Genomic DNA, 16,551 nt, shown 5'->3' on the forward strand with positions numbered 1-16,551 from the left:
ATTTACTGCAATGCGTTTGAATGCGTCCGGAGCGACACCGCCATCGTGCCGTCGTATGACCCGGACCAGCTGCTCAAGCTGGGGATGATGAGTGCGCTCGTCGTCGGGGATGGAGACAAGGAGGTCGATGTCGATGAGATGGGGGCGCATCGCCGTGCTGATCTGGTTGCTGTCCAATAGCGGCGCTGCCTGAAGGCACATCAAACAAAAACGCCGCTGCATGTGCAGCGGCGCTTGTCTTCATGCAGCAAGGGAAGCGCCCTGGGCCTACCCCTCCCCGCACGGCCATCGATCACGCATTGCGCGGATTACGCCCATGCTTGCGCTGATACATCGCCTGGTCAGCCGCATGCAGCAAGGCGCTGAAGTCGCACATCTCCGACGGCGTCACCGTGGCTGCGCCGAGGCTGATTTCGATATCCGTATGCGGCCACCTCACGCGTGCCACCGCCTGCCTGATGCGTTCGGATACCTGCAATGCGCCGGTCTCGTCGGTATCCGGCAGGATCAGCGAGAACTCATCGCCACCGTAGCGCGCCAGGAAATCGCTGGCACGCAGCGGCGAGCGCAACACACGAGCAAGCTGCACCAACAGCGCATCACCGGCGGGGTGACCATAGGTATCGTTGTATTGCTTGAAGTAATCCACGTCCACCATCAGCATGGTCAAGGGGCGGGCGTTGCGCAGATGGCGCGTCCACTCCTCGCGCAGGCGTGAATCAAAACTGCGGCGATTGCCGATGCCGGTCAGGGCGTCGGTCAGCGTCTGCTGCTCCAGCTTCTGCATGGCGCGATGGCTGTCGATCTGCGCTTCGAGCTGGCGTGCCAGCTTCTGGAAAGCTTCGCGTTGCGCCGGAGTCAGCGTGCGCGGTGCGCGGTCCATCACGCACAGCGTACCCAGGAGATCGCCATTGCCCGATACCAGCGGCACGCCCGCATAAAATCGCACCGCCGGATTGCCGCGGGCCAATGCACTGGTGGCAAAGCGCAGATCGCCGGCCAGGTCACTGACCTCGGTAACCTGGCCCGGCGTACGCGCGGCCAGTTCACACAGCGAGAAGTCGACGGCATGACGCAGTACACCGGTCTGACCGGGGAAGCGCCACCATTGGTTGCGAGCATCACCGCGGCCATTGTTGACCGAGAGGTAAGGATGCTGCAGACCGATATCGGCGTGCAGCTGGCTGAACATGCCCATGGGGGTGCCGCAGACGCTGGAGGCCAGCGAGATGAAGTCGGACAGGGCCGGTTCCAGCCAGGCATCGGCATCGCTGTCGGTATGCGCCAGCTCGATGCGCTGGGCAGGGTCTTGCGGGTTCGCGTGATGCGTAGCCTGGGACCGCTTGAAAATGGAGCGTTCGGGAGTGTACTGAGCGTGCAAGTCTCGAATGTTCATGGCGCGATACTCGTGAGGGTTGGGGTGCGTTATGTTCGGTCACCGTCTGCGCAGCGCTATGCAGTGGGGGACGGCGCGGCAGGTCAGTGTGCAAGTGGAAATATTTTTCTTTTTTCTTCACCGCACACCATGTTGCCCTGCGACATCAAGGTAGCAGATCAAGTTCGGAAGTAAACCGCTTGAGAACATCCTCTTACAATTTATACGCGTTCGTAGTGCAAACGATGCTATTCCGATCACATACAGACAGCTTGGCTGATCATGCTGACAATTGACGTTTTATTAGTCTCTTGCCGACGGTAAGTGAGGATAGTTTCTTCGCACGCATATGAACATCGGACAGCACCACTTTCGCGTGTCAGCGGATTCTTATATTGCTCTGCAATATTTCGTGCAAAGGACGACAGAAAGGCGTCGCCGGACAGCGACACAACAGCGTCGCCACAGGGAGACGATTAATGCTTGCCAAGCGCGGTGGTCGTAAATAAACTCTGCCGTTCCTTGTTTGATCCGATCAACGTTTTTGAAAGCAGAGATGTCGACCCAGCCCAAAGCAGGCGCAGTCCTGTTCGCCAAAGATGTAGCCCGCCTCGCCGCGTTTTATGCGCAGGTGCTGGCGGTGGTTCCCAAGCAGGCCCAGGCCGAGAAGGTAGTGATCGAGGCCGAGGATTTCCTGCTGGTGATTCATGCGATTCCACAAGCCACGGCAGCCAAGGTGGAGATTTGTTCACCACCGGTGCTGCGCGAGAACGTGCCGGTGAAGCTCTTCCTTCCCGTGCGTTCACTTGCCCACACGCGCCTGTCTGCCGAGCAGCTCGGCGGTGGCATGAAGCCCGCCGCGGCTGAATGGAACGGACCGGATTTCCGTGCCTGCGATGGCTTCGATCCGGAAGGCAACGTAGTGCAGTTCCGCGAGGTCCTGCGCGAAACGGCGCTGGCGTCCTGAACGCGTGATGCACCGGGGAGAAGGCAGCGCGGCATCACAAGAACAGCATCGCGCTGTGTCCTTCACCCGAAAAAAAGCCGCCCGGTTGCACCGCGCGGCTTTTCGTTTTGGGGTGTCCGCTGCCAGGGCAGCAGGGTCACGCCATCGGCTTATTGCAGGGCGACCTTGAAATAGGTCTCGCGCTGCATGTCGACCACTTCCACGGTGATCTGCACCTGGAGATCCTTGGGCCAGCTCTGGTCCTTCTGGATCGCCGCACCCAGCAGGTCCGACACCGTCTTCTTTTCTTCCAGCGTGCGGCCGGTCAGGATGGCCAGGCGCAGTGCGACGAAGGCACGCTTGGCCTCGGCAGCGGTACCGACCAGGTAGTTGTCCAGGCGCACGGCACGCGCCTTGATGGCGTTCTCTTCAAAGTGGCCGCTGGCCACCAGTGCCTGGTTGAGCTTGAGCAGGGTGGGCTGCACATCGAGCGCGAGATTGCCGGTGTATTCCAGAACGAGATGGGGCATGGTGTTTCCAGTCCTTGTGATTGAATGGTGGGAGCAAAGTCAATGATGAGGCTCAACACTGTAAGTCAAAATGACCCCGCGCGAGATTGGGGTCACTGATGCGGCCAATCATCAGGACAAATACCCCGACAACTTGCCCAGGTCGATGTTGCCCCCGCTGATGATCACGCCCACGCGCTTGCCCTGCAGCTGGTCCTTCAGCTTGCGGGCCGCGGCAAAGCCCAGGCAGCCGGTCGGTTCCACCACCATCTTCATGCGTTCGGCAAAGAAGCGCAGGCCCGACACCAGCTCGGCGTCGCTGACCGTATGGATGTCGTCCACCAGCTCGCGGATGACCTCGAAGGTGTACTTGCCCAGGTGCTGCGTCTGGGCGCCATCGGCAATGGTCTTGGGGGTATCGATGTGCACGATCTGGCCTGCGCGCAGCGATTGCTGGCCATCGTTGCCCGCTTCCGGCTCGACGCCATAAATCTTGCAGTCGGGCGACAGCGCCCGCGCCGCCAGTGCCGCGCCCGAGAGCAGGCCGCCGCCGCCCAGGCAGACGAAGAGCGCATCCAGCGGGCCGGTTTCCTGCAGCAGTTCCAGCGTGGCCGTTCCCTGACCGGCCATCACGTGCGGATGGTCGTAGGGCGGGATCAGCGTCATCTTGCGTTCGGCCGCCAGGCGCGCACCGATGGCTTCGCGGTCCTCGGTATAGCGGTCATACGTCACTACCTCGGCGCCGTAACCGCGCGTTGCAGCCACCTTCGCCGCAGGCGCGTCCTGGGGCATGACGATCACTGCCGGAATACCCAGCAGCTGCGCCGCCAGCGCTGTCCCCTGGGCATGGTTGCCGGAAGAGAAGGTGATCACGCCATGCTTGCGCTGCTCGCTGTCGAATTGTGAAAGCGCATTCATGGCGCCACGGAACTTGAAGGCGCCCATGCGCTGGAAGTTCTCGCACTTGAAGAACAGTTGCGCGCCAACCTCCGCATCGGCCGTGCGCGAGCGCAGTACGGGCGTCTTGTGGGCCCAGGGCTTGATGCGTTCGGCAGCCAGCAGGACGTCGGCAAAGCTGGGCAATTCGGTGGAACTGGAGAGGGGAATCATGAGGTTTCCTTCAAGTGGGATGGAAAGATGAGGACCTTGAGCATGGCAAGCGATGAAGGCGCGGAGCGCAGCCCTCACGCCTTCTCGTCGTTGTAGACCGTCGCGCGCGACACCCCCAGGTGCGCGGCCACGATTTCGGCCGAGCGCCGCACATCCATGCAGCCGGACTGCCGCAACTCACGCATGAGCTGGCGGCGGTCCTCGGCCTTGAGACTACGCGGGGTGGTCGACATTCGGGCGGCAAAGGCATCGATGCGACTGCGCAGGGCATCGGCGCCTGCCGGCTCCAGCGTCTCGGCCACGCGGACCGCGTTGTCGATGCCGCCGAACTGGCGCAGCATGCCTTGCAGTGCGCCGAACAGGGTCAGGTCGATGTTCATGCACAAGGCGGCCACGTATTTGCCGTCGGCATCCTTGATGCCGATCGAGGTGCTCTTGGCCTGGCGTCCGTCGGGCAGGGTGTTGGCGTAATTGGTCAGGACCTGCGGATAGCTCTCGTCGGCGATGCGTGCCAGTCCCAGTTCGGTGGTGGCATCTCCTACCTCGCGGCCGGACAGGTTGTTGTGCAGGGCGACGATGGAGTGATCCGCGTCACGCAGGTCGTGCAGCACCACTTCGCAGAAGGGGGCGAAGGTCTCGCCCAGGCCCTTGGCCACCTGCTGCAATTGCGAAAGCAGCAGAGCATGGTCGGGACGGTCAGGCTTCTTTTTTCGGGTGCGGGAGGTCATGCGATACATATTATCTAAAATTAGACGGTATGTATAGCCGCGATGTTGCGCTGCATTCTCGTCCGCTTGCGAGGGGCTTTCCGGACTGCAAGACGGTGCCTGTTGCTATCATGAGCTCTTGTTCATGACTGTTGTTTCCAGCCGTCCATCCCTGAGCGCACCCATGAGAGACCTTCCCCCCACGGCCACCCTGCGGGCCTTTGAAGTCGCCACCCGCCATCCCAGTTTCACCTCCGCCTCGGAAGAGCTGCATGTCACGCAGAGTGCGGTCAGCCACCAGCTGCGCCACCTCGAAGCGCTGTGGGGCATGCCGCTGTTCCAGCGCGGCAAGTCCAACACGCTGACCCCGGCGGGGGCTGCGCTGGCGCCGGTGGTGCGCGAGTTCTTCGCCCGCCTTGAAGCCACCCTGGCCGAGCTGCGCGCACAGGAAGGGCGGCAGCCGCTGAAGGTCAGTACCACCTATTCCTTTGCGCTCAAATGGTTGCTGCCCCGGCTGCCCGCGCTGGCACAGGCCCATCCCGAGCTGCTGGTGACGTTGGAGACCACCGATACGGCCATCCACTTCACGCCGTCCGAGCCGGATGTGGCGATCCGCTTCGGTCCCGGCCACTATCCCAGCCTGTTTTCCGAATTCCTGTTCCGCGAGCAGGTGTTCCCGGTGGCCAGCCCGGCCCTGCTGGCGCGCCTGGGCATGCCGCGCAAGCCGGCCGACCTGCGCCGCTATCCCTTGCTCACGCGCGCCGGGGCCGACATGGTGCCGAAATGGGACCTGTGGTTCCAGCAAGCCGGGGTGAGTGTCTCGGCTTTGCGGGAAAGCGTGCGCCTGGCCGATACCAACATGACGCTCGAGGCGGCGCTGCTGGGCCAGGGCGTGGCCCTGGCCCGCAGCGGCCATGTCGAGCAGGAACTGGCCAATGGCAGCCTGGTGCGGCTGTTCGAGCTGGCCTTGCCTTCCCCGCTGGCCTATTACTTTGTCTGCCCCAAGGGCGTGGAGACGCAGCCGCACGTGGCCAGTTTCCGTGCCTGGCTGCTGGCGCAGTCACAGGTCGCCGGTGCGCGCTACTGAGCTGCGGGGTCACCGCCTCGGCGCCAGGCATGAGGATTTGCTCATGACGGGATGAGGAGACTTCGCTTCTGTCCGGCGGCGCTCCTGCTTACCATGGCGCATGCCTTTGCCTGTCGTCCTGCTCATCCTCCTTGCCGCCTTCCTGCATGCCAGCTGGAATGCGCTGCTGCGCAATGGCGCCGACCGCCTCTGGTCGATGACCGTGATGTGCCTGGCCGTCGCCCTGGCCAGCCTGGCCGCCACGCCGTGGCTGCCGGTACCGTTGCCGGCCAGCTGGCCGTATGGAGTGCTCTCGGCCCTGCTGCACGTGGGCTACAACCTGTTCCTGGTGCGCAGTTACCGCAGCGGTGAGCTGGGCCAAACCTATCCGATTGCGCGTGGAAGCTCACCCCTGCTGGTCACGCTGGGCGCGGCTCTGCTCGCCGGCGAGACGCCGGGACCGCTGGCGCTGCTGGGCATCGGGCTGGTATCGGGCGGCATCATCGCCCTGGCATTCCGGGGCCGCAGGGTGGCACTGCCCGGCCTGCGCTATGCCCTGGGGACCGGCTGCTTCATCGCGGCCTACAGCGTGGTGGATGGCCTGGGTGTGCGGCTCGCGGGCAACCCCATGGCCTATACCGCATGGATGTGCGCGGGATGGGGCTTGCTGATGCCCGCCGTCTTCATGGCCTGGCGCGGCCCCCGTGCATTGTGGCAGCCACCTGCATCGGCGGCGACCTTTGCCACCGCTTTCGCGGGCGGTCTGGTGTCGCTGCTGGCCTATGGCATCGTCATCCAGGCCATGGCGCTGGCGCCCATGGGCGCGGTCTCGGCGCTGCGCGAAACCAGCGTCTTGTTTGCCGCCATCATCGGCCGGCTGTTCCTGGGCGAGACGCTGAGCTGGCCACGGGTACTGGCCTGTGCCGCCATTGCAGCCGGGACGGTACTGATCGGTTGATCCGGTGGCTGTTCCCGCCGCTGCTCCCCTGCCGTTTTGCTCACTCCAAGGAGATTCGTCATGACTCATGCGTCATCGAAGCCAGTCATCCTCATCACCGGCGGCAGCCGCGGCATGGGAGCCGCCACCGCGCGGCTGGCCGCCGAACGCGGCTACGATGTGGCCTTCAGCTATCTGCGCGATGCGCCAGCGGCCGATTCGGTGGCGGCCGATATCGCGCAGCGCGGCGCGCGGGCGCTGGCGCTGCGGGCCGACAGTGCCGACCCGGACCAGGTGGCGCAGCTCTTTGCTGCCATCGATGCGCGCTTCGGCCGCATCGATGTGCTGGTCAACAATGCGGCCATGCTGGAGCGCCAGTCACGCATGGAAGACCTGGGTTTCGCGCGCATGCAGCGCATCTTCGCGGTCAATGCCATCGGTCCCATGCTGTGCGCGCAGCAGGCGGTCAGGCGCATGGCCTATCGGCACCAGGGCAGGGGCGGGGTGGTGATCAACGTGTCGTCGGCCTCGGCCCGCCTGGGCAGTCCCAACGAGTATGTCGACTACGCCGCCTCGAAGGGCGCACTGGAAACCTTCACCACGGGACTGGCCAAGGAAGTCGCCCGCGAAGGCATCCGCGTCAACTGCGTGCGGCCCGGCCACATCTACACCGACATGCACGCCAGCGGTGGCGAACCGGACCGGGTCAACCGGGTCAGGGAATCCATCCCCATGGGGCGGGGCGGACAGCCCGAGGAAGTGGCGCGCGCCATCCTCTGGCTGGCCAGCGAGGAAGCTTCCTTCAGTACGGGGACTTTTCTGGACGTGACCGGAGGCAAGTGAGGCCGGCGTCAGGCTTCAGCATCAACAAGCGCAGGGCCACGGCCCTGGGCCCTGTGCGGCAATTCATCCTGTCCACAGGCTGGCGTGCAGCGTCCGTTCAGGCATACACCGCGCCGAACCGGTTGCCGAGCAGCTCCGGCAAGCTGATCTGTTCCTGGCGGATGAAGCCGCGCGCTGGCAGTCGACCTGTACGGAACAGGTCCAGCGCCGCGCAGACACCGGCAGCCGTGCTGGACTGGATGGCGCTCTCGCGCCGGCCCTCGCGCTCCTGCGCGAAGATCTTGCGGGTGAAGACTTCCTGCATCAGCTTGCCTTCCCGCAAGCCGCTGACGGTAATGAACACCAGCACCACATCCTGCAAGGTCGCCGGCACGCTCTTGCGCAGGATGTCCTTGAGCAAGCCCGGATCATGCCGCAGCCCGAGATCGCCCAGCAGGAATTTCATGCGCTGCTGGTGGCCGGGGTAGCGCACCGACTTGTAGTCGAGATTGCGCACCTTGCCGGCTAGCGTCTCACACAGGCTGCTCAGGCCGCCCGAGGTATTGAAGGCTTCGTACTCCACCCCTTCCAGCGAAAAGTGTTCGAGGTCGGCCAGGGGATCGACCATGACCCGCTCGCCGTCGCGCAAGGCTTCGCAGGGATGGCAGTACTCGTTGATGAGACCGTCCACGCTCCAGGTCAGGTTGTATTTCAATTCATTGGTCGGATACTGCGGCAGCGCACCGACGCGCATCTTGATCTCGTGCACTTCTTCAAAGCCGGCGGCCAGATGGTGCGCGGCAATCCCGATGAAGCCCGGGGCCAGACCACACTGCGGCATGAAGGCGCAGGGCGCATCGGCGGCCAGGGCGGCGATGGCACGCGTGGCCTCTACGTCTTCAGTCAGATCAAAGTAGTGGGTACCGGTCTGTCGCGCCACCTTGGCTACGCCGATGGCCATGTGATACGGAAGGGCATTGATGACCACGTCGGCGCGCTGCAGCAGTGCCGCCAAGGCCAGCGGGTCGGACGAGTCGAGCACGGCCTTTTCGGCATGCACGCCCGCGATGGCCTGCAAGGCCGCCGCATCGCGGTCAGCGATGGTGACCTGGTAGTCGCGGCCTTCGCCGCACTCAGCCAGCAGGCGGGCGATGGTCTGGCCGATGTGGCCGCAGCCGAGGAGGACGGTACGCATGAGGGGCTCCCGAATGAAGATGGATACGATGATTCATTCTAGGTAGCCGCCGTGACGGAAACCATTGCCAGATCGTCAGAAAGTAGCGCAGATTTCGTCACTTTGCAGTGCAGTTTCGTCATTATGTAGCGACGCCAATGCAATCCGGCGAAATCGACGTGCTTTTCAGCGCGTCCTGGCCGCGTCCCCCCGATCAATCTTGCGGGCCAGCACCACCGAGGTAGTGGTCTTGAGCACGCCTTCCATCTCGCCGATCTGGTCCAGGATCTTGTCCAGCTGTTCGGGCGTATTGACGCGTAGCCAGGCCACGTAATCATATTCGCCGCTGACCGCGCAGAGCTGGTGGACTTCCGGGATGCGGCCGAAGCGGCGAATCACGTCGCGCCCGGCACGCGGCTGCACAGTCACGCCCACGTACGCTTGCAGGCTGGCATCGACGACCTCGCGTCCGAGCTTGAGGGTATAGCCGCCGATGATGCCGGTCTGCTCCAGCCGCTCGATACGGGCTACTACGGTAGTGCGCGCGACTCCCAGGCGCCGTGCAATCTCGGCCACCGGTTCACGGGCATTGAGCTGGAGGATGGAAAGGAGTTGACGGTCGATGTCGTCGAGTTGGTCCAGCCTGGTCATCCCGGTTCTCCTGGTCGATGCTACACAATGACGAAACAACGCTACATTTCGTCAGTGTAGACCAGCAGGCAGGGGGGCCACAGGCATCAGCCTCAAATGCCGGTTCCGGATCGAATCATTGCGAGGCGGGTTTGCCCTTGGCCGGCCTGGGATAGACCTTCAGCACATCGATGGCTTGAGCATAGGACGAACTCCAGGTCTGCTCGTGCAGGGCCGCCACGCGCCGTGCCATGGCGGCATCGTGCAGCACCACTTCGAGATTGCGCGAGTTGTCCAGGTAGCCACCGGCCCAGTTGCTGGTGCCGACCCAGGCGATCTTGCCATCGATGCTCATGGCCTTGGTATGGATCACCCGTGCGAAGGGAATGAAACCGCTCTTGGCCTGTGGCAGCGTGACGATGCGGATTTCCACGTTGGGCAGCAGCGCCAGGCTCTGCAGATAGCGGATGGCCGGTGCCTCGGTGTTCCAGTTGGAGACCATCAGCTTGATCTTTACGCCTCGGGTGGCCGCGGCGCGCAGGGCATCATCGATCACGGCGTAATAGGGCCGGGTGTGATTGGGTCCGTAGGACAGCGGGGCGTAGTCCAGCAACTGCACGCGTATCTCCTGTTGTGCCTGACCGATCAGACGCACCAGTTCACTTTGCGAATCCCCCACGCCGGGCGGATTGTAGGCGTTCGGACTGGCCACCAGATAGTTGCCGCGTGCCACATCGGCCGCGACCACGCTGTGGTTGGTCATCACCGGGGCCTGCCCGGCGGCGATGGCGGCCTGTGCCGCCCAGTCGATCTCGAAGATCGCCTGTACCTGCGCTGCCACGGTCGGGTCGGTGATCTTCAGTCCGGTCTCGTGGATGTGCGAGAACGAACGCCAGTCGAAGTTCTGGCTACCCACGTAAGCAGTGCGACCATCAACCACGAAATACTTGGCGTGGATGATGCCGTTGCCGGTCATGCGGGAATAATCGATCTGGCGGAACTCCAGGTTCGGGATGCGCTTGAGCTTCTCGATGGTGGCCGGGACCGAGGCGAACTCGCCCTTCTTTTCCATCAGGAAGCGGATCTTCACGCCGCGCCGCCCGGCCGCCTCCAGGTGCGCCATGATGTCGTCGAGCGCTTCCCCATCCTGCCCCGCCACGTAGAACTGGCCAAAGACGATCTCGCGCTGTGCGCTATCGAACATTTCCTTCCACACCAGCGCTGCATCGCGCAGGTCCGGCGTGGCCAGCGTGGTCTCGCGGGGGACCGTGTGCACCAGTTCGAAGCCGGGGATGGCGAATTCGGCGTGGACCGGGCAGACGAGCGAGAGGGCCAGCCCGAAGGCGGCTGCGAAGCGAAGCAGTAGACGGCGTGGCGCGAGTTTCATGGTGTCGGAGAAGGTGATGTCAGCGTTGCGCTCAGGCGATATGCAGCTTGCCCTGCGGTTGCGGGCTGTGCTGGGGTTGCGGGTCCAGACGGCCGACGCAGGCGCGCAGCATCAGCACCTTGAGATGGTCGTTGATGCGCTCGATGCGTTCCTGGAACAGATTGAAGAAGAACATGCCGACCACGGCGATGCCGATGCCCAGGGCCGTTGCATAGAGCGCCGTACCGATGCCCTGCGACACCTGGCCCGGATCGGAGACGCCCGACACGGCCAGCGCCTTGAAGGTATCGATGATGCCCAGGATGGTGCCCAGGAGGCCCAGCAGGGGCGCAGCAGTCACGATGGTATCGAGGATCCACAGGCGCTGCTGCACTTCGCCGCGCTTGGCGATATAGACCGACTCGCTGAAATCTTCCAGGTCTTTCTCGGTGTGCAGATGGTGCTTTTCGGCCAGGATGTCCGAGACCAGCGCCAGCGGCAGGCTGGGACGGGTGGTCAGTTCGGGCGGCAGCTCTTGCAGGTGCTGCACCGCATGGGTCATGGCGCGTTCCAGTCCTGTGGCCTGGCGCATGGTGTAAGCGAAGAACAGACCGCGTTCGACGATGACGAAGATGGCCAGTGCCGCGCAGGCATACATCAGATAGAAAGCCAGTTCGTGGAGTAGTTGCATGTTCATGCTTGCCTCTCTTGCGTTGATGGGCGGCCCGTGCTGCTGGTGCGGGCCGCCCGGTTCAGACCGCGATCAGAAATCCGCAGTCAGGGTGATGGTGAAGGTGCGCGGGGCACCGATGTAGAGCGAAGGGGCGGTGCCGGCAATGCCGTTGACCGCCACGGCATTGGTGGTGAACTGGCTGCCGCTGCCGCCATTGAGGTTGAGGTACTGCTTGTCGAAGAGGTTGTAGAGGTTCAGCCGCACGGTCGGCTTCTTCAACCAGGTGGTGGATGCGAAGGTCATGCCGGCACCGGCGTTGAACAGGGTGTAGCCCCCCAGGGTGTCGTCGTTGACCAGCGTGGTGTAGCGGCGGCCGGTGTACTTGGCCTGACCGAACACATACCAGCCATCCTGCTGGTATTGCAGCGACAGGCCCGAGAGCCAGTTCGGCGTATCCGGGAATTGCTTGCCCGAGGTCGGCAGGTACTGGGTCGCGCTGTTGCGCAGGTCCTGCTTCATCTTGCTCTTGATGTAGGACAGCGAGCCGTACATCGACAGGTTGCGCGTGAAGGCATAGCCGCTTTCCAGTTCCAGGCCGTGCGAGCTGGCGTCGCCCACGTTGTAGTCGGTCTTGTTGGCGGTGTCCGGGTTGTAGGCGCTGGCGATGCGGTTGTGATAATCGATGTAGAACAGCGAGCCCGAGGCCATCCACTTCTCGGTGTTGTAGCGATAGCCGAGGTCGTAGTTCCAGGAGGTTTCCTTGTCCACCGGCACCTCGCGCTGGGTGGCGCCGACCAGTTGACCGTTGACGATGGTGCCGCCCGAGAGCAGGCCGAAGTAGGAGAAGTTGCCTGGTGCCTTGAAGTTCTTGGCGGCGTTGAAGAACACCGACTGCTTCTCATCGAGCTGGAAGCGTACGCCCAGGCTGGGCAGGAAGTCGGCGTAGTTCTTCTTGACCTTGTAGAAGGCGGCGCTGGAATAGCTGTTGGTCCCGCTGGTGGAGCCGGTGCTGGGGTAGTTGGTGAAGTCCCGGTCAATGGAGGAATAGCGGCCACCGACTTGCACGTTGAGCTTGTCGTTCATCATGCTGATGCTGTCCTGCAGGAAGATCGACTGGGCCGTGCTGACGGTCATGGTGTCGCGGTACTGGAGCAGGGAGCCATCGGCATTGCGCAGCCACAGGTCGGAGCTGTCCTGCCACAGATCGGCGATGTTGCCGTTGTTGTCCACGCGGCTGAAGGGGCCGGTCTGCTGGTGGCGCGCGCGTTCGACCCAATAGCCGGCCAGGATGCGATGGTTGTCCAGCTGCTGGTTGAACTTGAAGGTCACGCCCGGACGGTAGGTACGGGTGCGGCTGCCTTCGTAGGCATAGACGGTATCGAGACGGTCGCCATCGCCGTTGACGTCGGCGACGCCACCACCGAGCTGACTGGCGCCGGCCACGCCGCCTTCACGCACGGTCTGCAGCTGGTTGCCACCGGTGCCGAAGCCGTACCAGAAGTAGGGATCGATATCGAGGCTGGCGGTCGGGCTCAGCTGGAAGTGCGCATTGACGGTGCCCAGCCAGTTCTCGAAGGGATTGAGGTTGTAGGCGTAGTAGCCATTGCCGGCGATGTTGGCGGCCACGTTGGGCGCATAGGTCGTGTCGTTCTGCGCGGTACCGGCCACGGCCGGCTGGTGCTGCGGCACGGTGCTGCCGTAATCGGCATTGCTGCCGAACTGGGCGATCTGGGCCTTGGTCAGCGAGCGGTAGTTGTTGTTGAGCTGGCGGTTGTAGAGCAGGTTGGCATTGATGAAGCTGCCCTGGCCCAGGTTGAAGTTGGTGCCAATGTCGACGTGATCCTTGATGGCACCGCCCGGTCCCTTGAACTTGTCGGCCGTGGTCTTGGAGTACGAGATGAAGAACTTGAACTTGTCATCGAACAGCTTGCCCGAATCGAAGCGCACATAGCGCTTCCAGAGGCTGTTGGAGCCGAAGGCATTGGTCACGCGGATGCGCTGCTGGTCTTCCGGCGCGCAGAAGGTCATGCCAATGTTGCCGCCGGTGGCGCCCACGTGGGGGGCTTCGGTATCGGTCGACCCCTGGGTCACGAAGACGTTGCACAGGTTGTCAGGCTCCGTGTACTCCTGCGGATAGACTGCGAAGTTGCCGGAGTCGTTGACCGGCGCGCCGTTGATGGTGAAGCCCAACTGGTCGCTGTTGAAGCCGCGCACGCGGATGTTGCCGCCGAACAGGCCCGTGCCGTCGTTGTCATAGGTGTTCACGCCCGGCAGCAGGTTGATCATCTGGTAGGGCGTACCGGTGGGCGATTGCTTCTCGATGTAATCACGGTTGACCGAGCTGCGCGCCTTGGGCGAATCCTCGGCCTGGATCAGGCCGGTCGCAGCAGCGGTGCCGGCACTGGCGCTGCCGCCTCCCTGTACGGTCACGGTCCCTACATCGGTCGTGGTCTGGGCGAAGGCCGGTGCGCCCGCCATGAAGATCCCGGATATCAGCAAGGACAGCCGGGTAAGTTTGCATTGCATGTCGTGTTCCCCTGGGTTTGTTGGACTACATGTTGAAATCGTTGCGCCCGGCTACCGCCCCTTTCTGCAGGGCAGCTCAGACGGGAATGAATTCCAGATCGGCAGTGAATCGGTGCGTGCTCTCGCCCTGGTAGCTGTCTTGCGGGAAGGGGGCAAAGGTGGCGCGGTGGATGGTCTTGCGGGCCGCGTCATCGAGCAGCATGGAGTTCGAGGAACTCTCGATGCCGCTGTCGACCACGCTGCCATCGCGCTTCAGGACGAACCACACGCGCACCTTGCCTTGCGGCCGCAGGGTGCTGGCCTCGCGGCCGGTCGGATAACGCTTGATGCTGTTGAGATGCGCACGCAGCAGGCCGACGTAGGTCTGTTCGATCCTGGCGGTATCGACCGGCGGCGGCGCCGGTGGTGTCACCGGCGCCGCCTGCACCGGGGGTGTAGCCGGGGCGCTGGCGGCCGGCAGGATGGGCGCTTCCGACGACGGCGGCGCCGGCTCCACCGGTGCCGGCGCTTGCCTGACCGGGGCCGGCTTGGACACGGGCTTGGGCGCTTCCTGTTTCCTGGGTGGTTCCACGGGTTTGGGCGGCGGCTCCACTTGCGGCTTGGGTTGCGGCGGTGTGGGCGGTGGTGGCAATTCGGTCAGCGAGATCTGCACCGGCTGCGGATCTTCCTTGCGCTTGAGTTCGCTGGCCTTCTGCACCCCGGCCAGGATGAGCACGGCCAGCACCAGCAGCGACGGCAGCGTGGCCAATGGCTCACGCAAGCGGAAGAGGACGGGAACGTTCATCATCATGGCCTGCGGGTGGCAATCGAGATGGAATCGAAACCGCCCTTCTTGAGCGTATCCATCACGTCGACCAGGCGCTGCACTTCCACGCCCCGGTCGCTGTTGATGATGAGGTTGAGTTTTTCGCCTTCGCCGCGCAGCTTGTCCAGGCGGGCGGTGAGCGCGTCCAGGGTGGTGTTCTCGCCATCGACCTGGATCACATCATCCTTGGCGATGGTGATGACGGCCTTGGTCTGCGGTTTCAGGTCCTGGGCGGTAGACGAGCTGGGCAGCCGGGTCTTCAGTCCCAGTGCCGGAATCACGTTCAGGCTGATCAGCACGAAGAAGACCAGCAGGAACATCATCACGTCGATCATCGGAATGATCTCGACACGGGCCTTCCGTTTTTTGGGTTCGTCCCAACTGCGCATGCCACACTCCTCGAAGCTTCGTTATACGATTTGTAGCGCTATAGTTTTTATAGCGATGCGCAGCGTAGCGAGGAAATGTGTCGTGCGTATTACACCATGCGGGTTTGCGTTAAGCGGTGTGAAGGAATGTTGACCGTCCACCGCCTGCATGAAGATGTCGCCGACGCCTGCCGGCGACAGCGGTGGAAGTCGTGATCAGCGGCGTGGCAACGGCCTGCGCGGCAGCAGCGACAGCAGCAGCTTGCACAGGTAGACCACGATCAGCGAGCCGGAGAGGTCGCCGATGGACATGACCACCAGGCCGCTCCAGAAATCCGGATAGACCCCGCGCAGGACGAACCAGATCAGCTGGAACAGCGGATTGGAGAGTGCATACAGCAGGATGCAGGCCATCAGCCGGGTGGTATTGAGGTTGACCAGATTGCGGCCCAGGTCCAGGCCGGAGAGGGTGAGCCGGTAGGCCAGGTAGGGGGCAGCGGCGGAGATCAGGCAGTAGCCTGCCGCCGTGACCAGGTCGTGCGGGAACAGCTGGTAGGTCGCCGCCGTGGCCAGCGAGCCCACCAGCAGGCCCACGCAGCCGGCCTCGGCAAAGAGCAGCGTGCAGATCAGGCGTACCCCGGCAGGCAGGTAGATCCAGGCAATGCCCTCGGTGAACTGGGTGCGCCGGAACAGCCATTCATTGATCGAATAGAACAGGAAATAGCACAGCGCCGTACCGGCAATGGCGGCCAGGTGGGTGCGCAGGGCAGGGCGGAGGTCGGAGGAGGCTTGCATGACGGGAGGGGGGAGACATGCGCAACGGCGCGTATGTTACCCATTAAGCTGGCCGGCTGCACCTCCACAATTTTCGACAGTGTGGCGTGCCAGCCGCGCAAATGGTCGCGCAAACGGTCGTAGTGGACGAGTTGGCGCCGGTCAAGACCTTAAAGATTGCACTTTCAGGCAGGGCCGGCGTATGATTCGCTATCAATTCTGGAACGATGTGGCAGGCAAATGGGACCCCGCCAGTCGTACCGCACTTGCAATACAACAACCAACACCATCGTCACATGGGTAAAAACAAGCGGCCGGCGGACATCTACCTGCGATTTCTGCAACTGGCCGAAGCACTCCGGGGATTGCCGTCACTGGCCACGCTGGATCCGCTCGAAGACCGGATCCTGGCTTTCATCGCCCGTGCCGGGCAGGAGCAGCAACGGCTGTCGGTACGCGACCTGATGGCGCAAAGTGAATTGGGCTCGCCGGCGATGCTGCATACGCGCCTGAAATCGATGCGCGAGAAGGGCTGGATCGTGCTGGCCGATACCGAAGACCCGCGCCGCAAGCAGGTCGAACTGAGCCAGGCCGCCTGGCTGCATTTCGACAAGCTCTCCAAGTGCCTGGTGCAGGCCACCCGCGACAAGTGATCGTCCGGCACCGCTGTCATCCTCCGGAAACACCGGGCCGCTAAGCTCGCGCTCTGGCTGCAGCGTCCACTGTCCACTGTCCTGAGGTCGCGCAGCGTCTTGCCCGGATG

At 63.4% G+C, this 16,551-nt stretch carries 17 protein-coding genes; 5 read left to right on the forward strand and 12 right to left on the reverse strand.

The features are described 5' to 3' along the window. Positions 1-292: 292 nt before the first annotated feature. Entirely contained in the window at positions 293-1,396 is a 1,104-nt protein-coding gene (locus GWL_RS21505) for a sensor domain-containing diguanylate cyclase (protein WP_237713618.1), read from the reverse strand. A gap of 535 nt (positions 1,397-1,931) precedes the next feature. On the opposite strand from GWL_RS21505, the gene GWL_RS21510 reads away from it, so the two are divergent. Next, positions 1,932-2,342 (forward strand): VOC family protein, encoded by a 411-nt coding sequence (locus GWL_RS21510; RefSeq protein WP_008334403.1) that lies wholly within the window; start codon positions 1,932-1,934, stop codon positions 2,340-2,342. Between the two features lie 149 nt (positions 2,343-2,491). Here the strand turns inward: GWL_RS21510 and GWL_RS21515 are convergent, their stop codons facing one another. The 3 genes from GWL_RS21515 to GWL_RS21525 form a co-directional block, all read right to left on the reverse strand. Continuing rightward, positions 2,492-2,851 carry a 5-carboxymethyl-2-hydroxymuconate Delta-isomerase gene (locus tag GWL_RS21515; protein ID WP_008334406.1) on the reverse strand — a complete coding sequence of 120 codons (360 nt, stop codon included), beginning with the start codon at positions 2,849-2,851 and terminating at the stop codon, positions 2,492-2,494. Positions 2,852-2,962: 111 nt separating this feature from the next. After that, positions 2,963-3,940 (reverse strand): threo-3-hydroxy-L-aspartate ammonia-lyase, encoded by a 978-nt coding sequence (locus GWL_RS21520; protein ID WP_008334408.1) that lies wholly within the window; start codon positions 3,938-3,940, stop codon positions 2,963-2,965. Between the two features lie 74 nt (positions 3,941-4,014). After that, positions 4,015-4,677, reverse strand: coding sequence for a transcriptional regulator (locus GWL_RS21525; RefSeq protein WP_008334410.1), 663 nt, complete (start codon positions 4,675-4,677; stop codon positions 4,015-4,017). A 154-nt stretch (positions 4,678-4,831) separates the two neighbouring features. On the opposite strand from GWL_RS21525, the gene gcvA reads away from it, so the two are divergent. The 3 genes from gcvA (at position 4,832) to GWL_RS21540 (ending at position 7,493) form a co-directional block, all read left to right on the forward strand. Then, positions 4,832-5,734, forward strand: a complete 903-nt coding sequence (gcvA, locus tag GWL_RS21530; RefSeq protein ID WP_034351598.1) for a transcriptional regulator GcvA — start codon at positions 4,832-4,834, stop codon at positions 5,732-5,734. Positions 5,735-5,834: 100 nt separating this feature from the next. Then, positions 5,835-6,671 (forward strand): DMT family transporter, encoded by an 837-nt coding sequence (locus tag GWL_RS21535; RefSeq protein WP_008334414.1) that lies wholly within the window; start codon positions 5,835-5,837, stop codon positions 6,669-6,671. Between the two features lie 60 nt (positions 6,672-6,731). Next, on the forward strand, positions 6,732-7,493 hold the full coding sequence (locus GWL_RS21540) for a glucose 1-dehydrogenase (protein ID WP_008334416.1): 762 nt from the start codon (positions 6,732-6,734) through the stop codon (positions 7,491-7,493). A 97-nt stretch (positions 7,494-7,590) separates the two neighbouring features. Here GWL_RS21540 and GWL_RS21545 read toward each other — a convergent pair whose 3' ends face one another. The 8 genes from GWL_RS21545 to GWL_RS21580 all read right to left on the reverse strand — a co-directional run bounded on the left by GWL_RS21545 (position 7,591) and on the right by GWL_RS21580 (position 15,809). Continuing rightward, complete coding sequence (locus GWL_RS21545; RefSeq protein ID WP_008334418.1) at positions 7,591-8,667, reverse strand: saccharopine dehydrogenase family protein; 1,077 nt, start codon at positions 8,665-8,667, stop codon at positions 7,591-7,593. 165 nt (positions 8,668-8,832) lie between these two features. Beyond that, positions 8,833-9,297 (reverse strand): Lrp/AsnC family transcriptional regulator, encoded by a 465-nt coding sequence (locus tag GWL_RS21550; RefSeq protein WP_008334419.1) that lies wholly within the window; start codon positions 9,295-9,297, stop codon positions 8,833-8,835. Between the two features lie 115 nt (positions 9,298-9,412). Then, complete coding sequence (locus GWL_RS21555) at positions 9,413-10,663, reverse strand: phospholipase D-like domain-containing protein (protein ID WP_008334420.1); 1,251 nt, start codon at positions 10,661-10,663, stop codon at positions 9,413-9,415. Positions 10,664-10,694: 31 nt separating this feature from the next. Next, positions 10,695-11,339, reverse strand: coding sequence for a MotA/TolQ/ExbB proton channel family protein (locus tag GWL_RS21560; RefSeq protein ID WP_008334421.1), 645 nt, complete (start codon positions 11,337-11,339; stop codon positions 10,695-10,697). A gap of 66 nt (positions 11,340-11,405) precedes the next feature. Then, positions 11,406-13,841, reverse strand: coding sequence for a TonB-dependent receptor (locus GWL_RS21565; RefSeq protein WP_008334422.1), 2,436 nt, complete (start codon positions 13,839-13,841; stop codon positions 11,406-11,408). Between the two features lie 76 nt (positions 13,842-13,917). Next, the gene (locus tag GWL_RS21570; RefSeq protein WP_008334433.1) at positions 13,918-14,628 is read right to left on the reverse strand and encodes an energy transducer TonB; all 711 of its coding nucleotides are present in this window, start codon (positions 14,626-14,628) and stop codon (positions 13,918-13,920) included. After that, complete coding sequence (locus tag GWL_RS21575; RefSeq protein ID WP_008334436.1) at positions 14,628-15,035, reverse strand: biopolymer transporter ExbD; 408 nt, start codon at positions 15,033-15,035, stop codon at positions 14,628-14,630. The genes GWL_RS21570 and GWL_RS21575 overlap by 1 nt, the downstream gene beginning before the upstream one ends. Before the next feature lie 195 nt (positions 15,036-15,230). Further along, positions 15,231-15,809 (reverse strand): hypothetical protein, encoded by a 579-nt coding sequence (locus GWL_RS21580; protein WP_008334437.1) that lies wholly within the window; start codon positions 15,807-15,809, stop codon positions 15,231-15,233. Between the two features lie 275 nt (positions 15,810-16,084). Here GWL_RS21580 and GWL_RS21585 point away from each other — a divergent pair, with 275 nt between their 5' ends. After that, positions 16,085-16,441: a helix-turn-helix domain-containing protein gene (locus tag GWL_RS21585; protein ID WP_008334438.1), complete on the forward strand. Its 357-nt coding sequence runs from the start codon at positions 16,085-16,087 to the stop codon at positions 16,439-16,441. The last annotated feature ends 110 nt before the right edge of the window (positions 16,442-16,551 follow it).

This window comes from Herbaspirillum sp. GW103, from assembly GCF_000261365.1.
GTDB lineage: Bacteria > Pseudomonadota > Gammaproteobacteria > Burkholderiales > Burkholderiaceae_D > Herbaspirillum.

What these genes read in the sequence shown, in the direction of transcription:
- GWL_RS21505 (WP_237713618.1), bottom strand. Translation starts at nt 1,396, where the DNA reads ATGAACATTCGAGACTTGCACGCTCAGTACACTCCCGAACGCTCCATT.
- GWL_RS21510 (WP_008334403.1), top strand. Translation starts at nt 1,932, where the DNA reads ATGTCGACCCAGCCCAAAGCAGGCGCAGTCCTGTTCGCCAAAGATGTA.
- GWL_RS21515 (WP_008334406.1), bottom strand. Translation starts at nt 2,851, where the DNA reads ATGCCCCATCTCGTTCTGGAATACACCGGCAATCTCGCGCTCGATGTG.
- GWL_RS21520 (WP_008334408.1), bottom strand. Translation starts at nt 3,940, where the DNA reads ATGATTCCCCTCTCCAGTTCCACCGAATTGCCCAGCTTTGCCGACGTC.
- GWL_RS21525 (WP_008334410.1), bottom strand. Translation starts at nt 4,677, where the DNA reads ATGTATCGCATGACCTCCCGCACCCGAAAAAAGAAGCCTGACCGTCCC.
- gcvA (WP_034351598.1), top strand. Translation starts at nt 4,832, where the DNA reads ATGAGAGACCTTCCCCCCACGGCCACCCTGCGGGCCTTTGAAGTCGCC.
- GWL_RS21535 (WP_008334414.1), top strand. Translation starts at nt 5,835, where the DNA reads ATGCCTTTGCCTGTCGTCCTGCTCATCCTCCTTGCCGCCTTCCTGCAT.
- GWL_RS21540 (WP_008334416.1), top strand. Translation starts at nt 6,732, where the DNA reads ATGACTCATGCGTCATCGAAGCCAGTCATCCTCATCACCGGCGGCAGC.
- GWL_RS21545 (WP_008334418.1), bottom strand. Translation starts at nt 8,667, where the DNA reads ATGCGTACCGTCCTCCTCGGCTGCGGCCACATCGGCCAGACCATCGCC.
- GWL_RS21550 (WP_008334419.1), bottom strand. Translation starts at nt 9,297, where the DNA reads ATGACCAGGCTGGACCAACTCGACGACATCGACCGTCAACTCCTTTCC.
- GWL_RS21555 (WP_008334420.1), bottom strand. Translation starts at nt 10,663, where the DNA reads ATGAAACTCGCGCCACGCCGTCTACTGCTTCGCTTCGCAGCCGCCTTC.
- GWL_RS21560 (WP_008334421.1), bottom strand. Translation starts at nt 11,339, where the DNA reads ATGAACATGCAACTACTCCACGAACTGGCTTTCTATCTGATGTATGCC.
- GWL_RS21565 (WP_008334422.1), bottom strand. Translation starts at nt 13,841, where the DNA reads ATGCAATGCAAACTTACCCGGCTGTCCTTGCTGATATCCGGGATCTTC.
- GWL_RS21570 (WP_008334433.1), bottom strand. Translation starts at nt 14,628, where the DNA reads ATGATGAACGTTCCCGTCCTCTTCCGCTTGCGTGAGCCATTGGCCACG.
- GWL_RS21575 (WP_008334436.1), bottom strand. Translation starts at nt 15,035, where the DNA reads ATGCGCAGTTGGGACGAACCCAAAAAACGGAAGGCCCGTGTCGAGATC.
- GWL_RS21580 (WP_008334437.1), bottom strand. Translation starts at nt 15,809, where the DNA reads ATGCAAGCCTCCTCCGACCTCCGCCCTGCCCTGCGCACCCACCTGGCC.
- GWL_RS21585 (WP_008334438.1), top strand. Translation starts at nt 16,085, where the DNA reads ATGGGTAAAAACAAGCGGCCGGCGGACATCTACCTGCGATTTCTGCAA.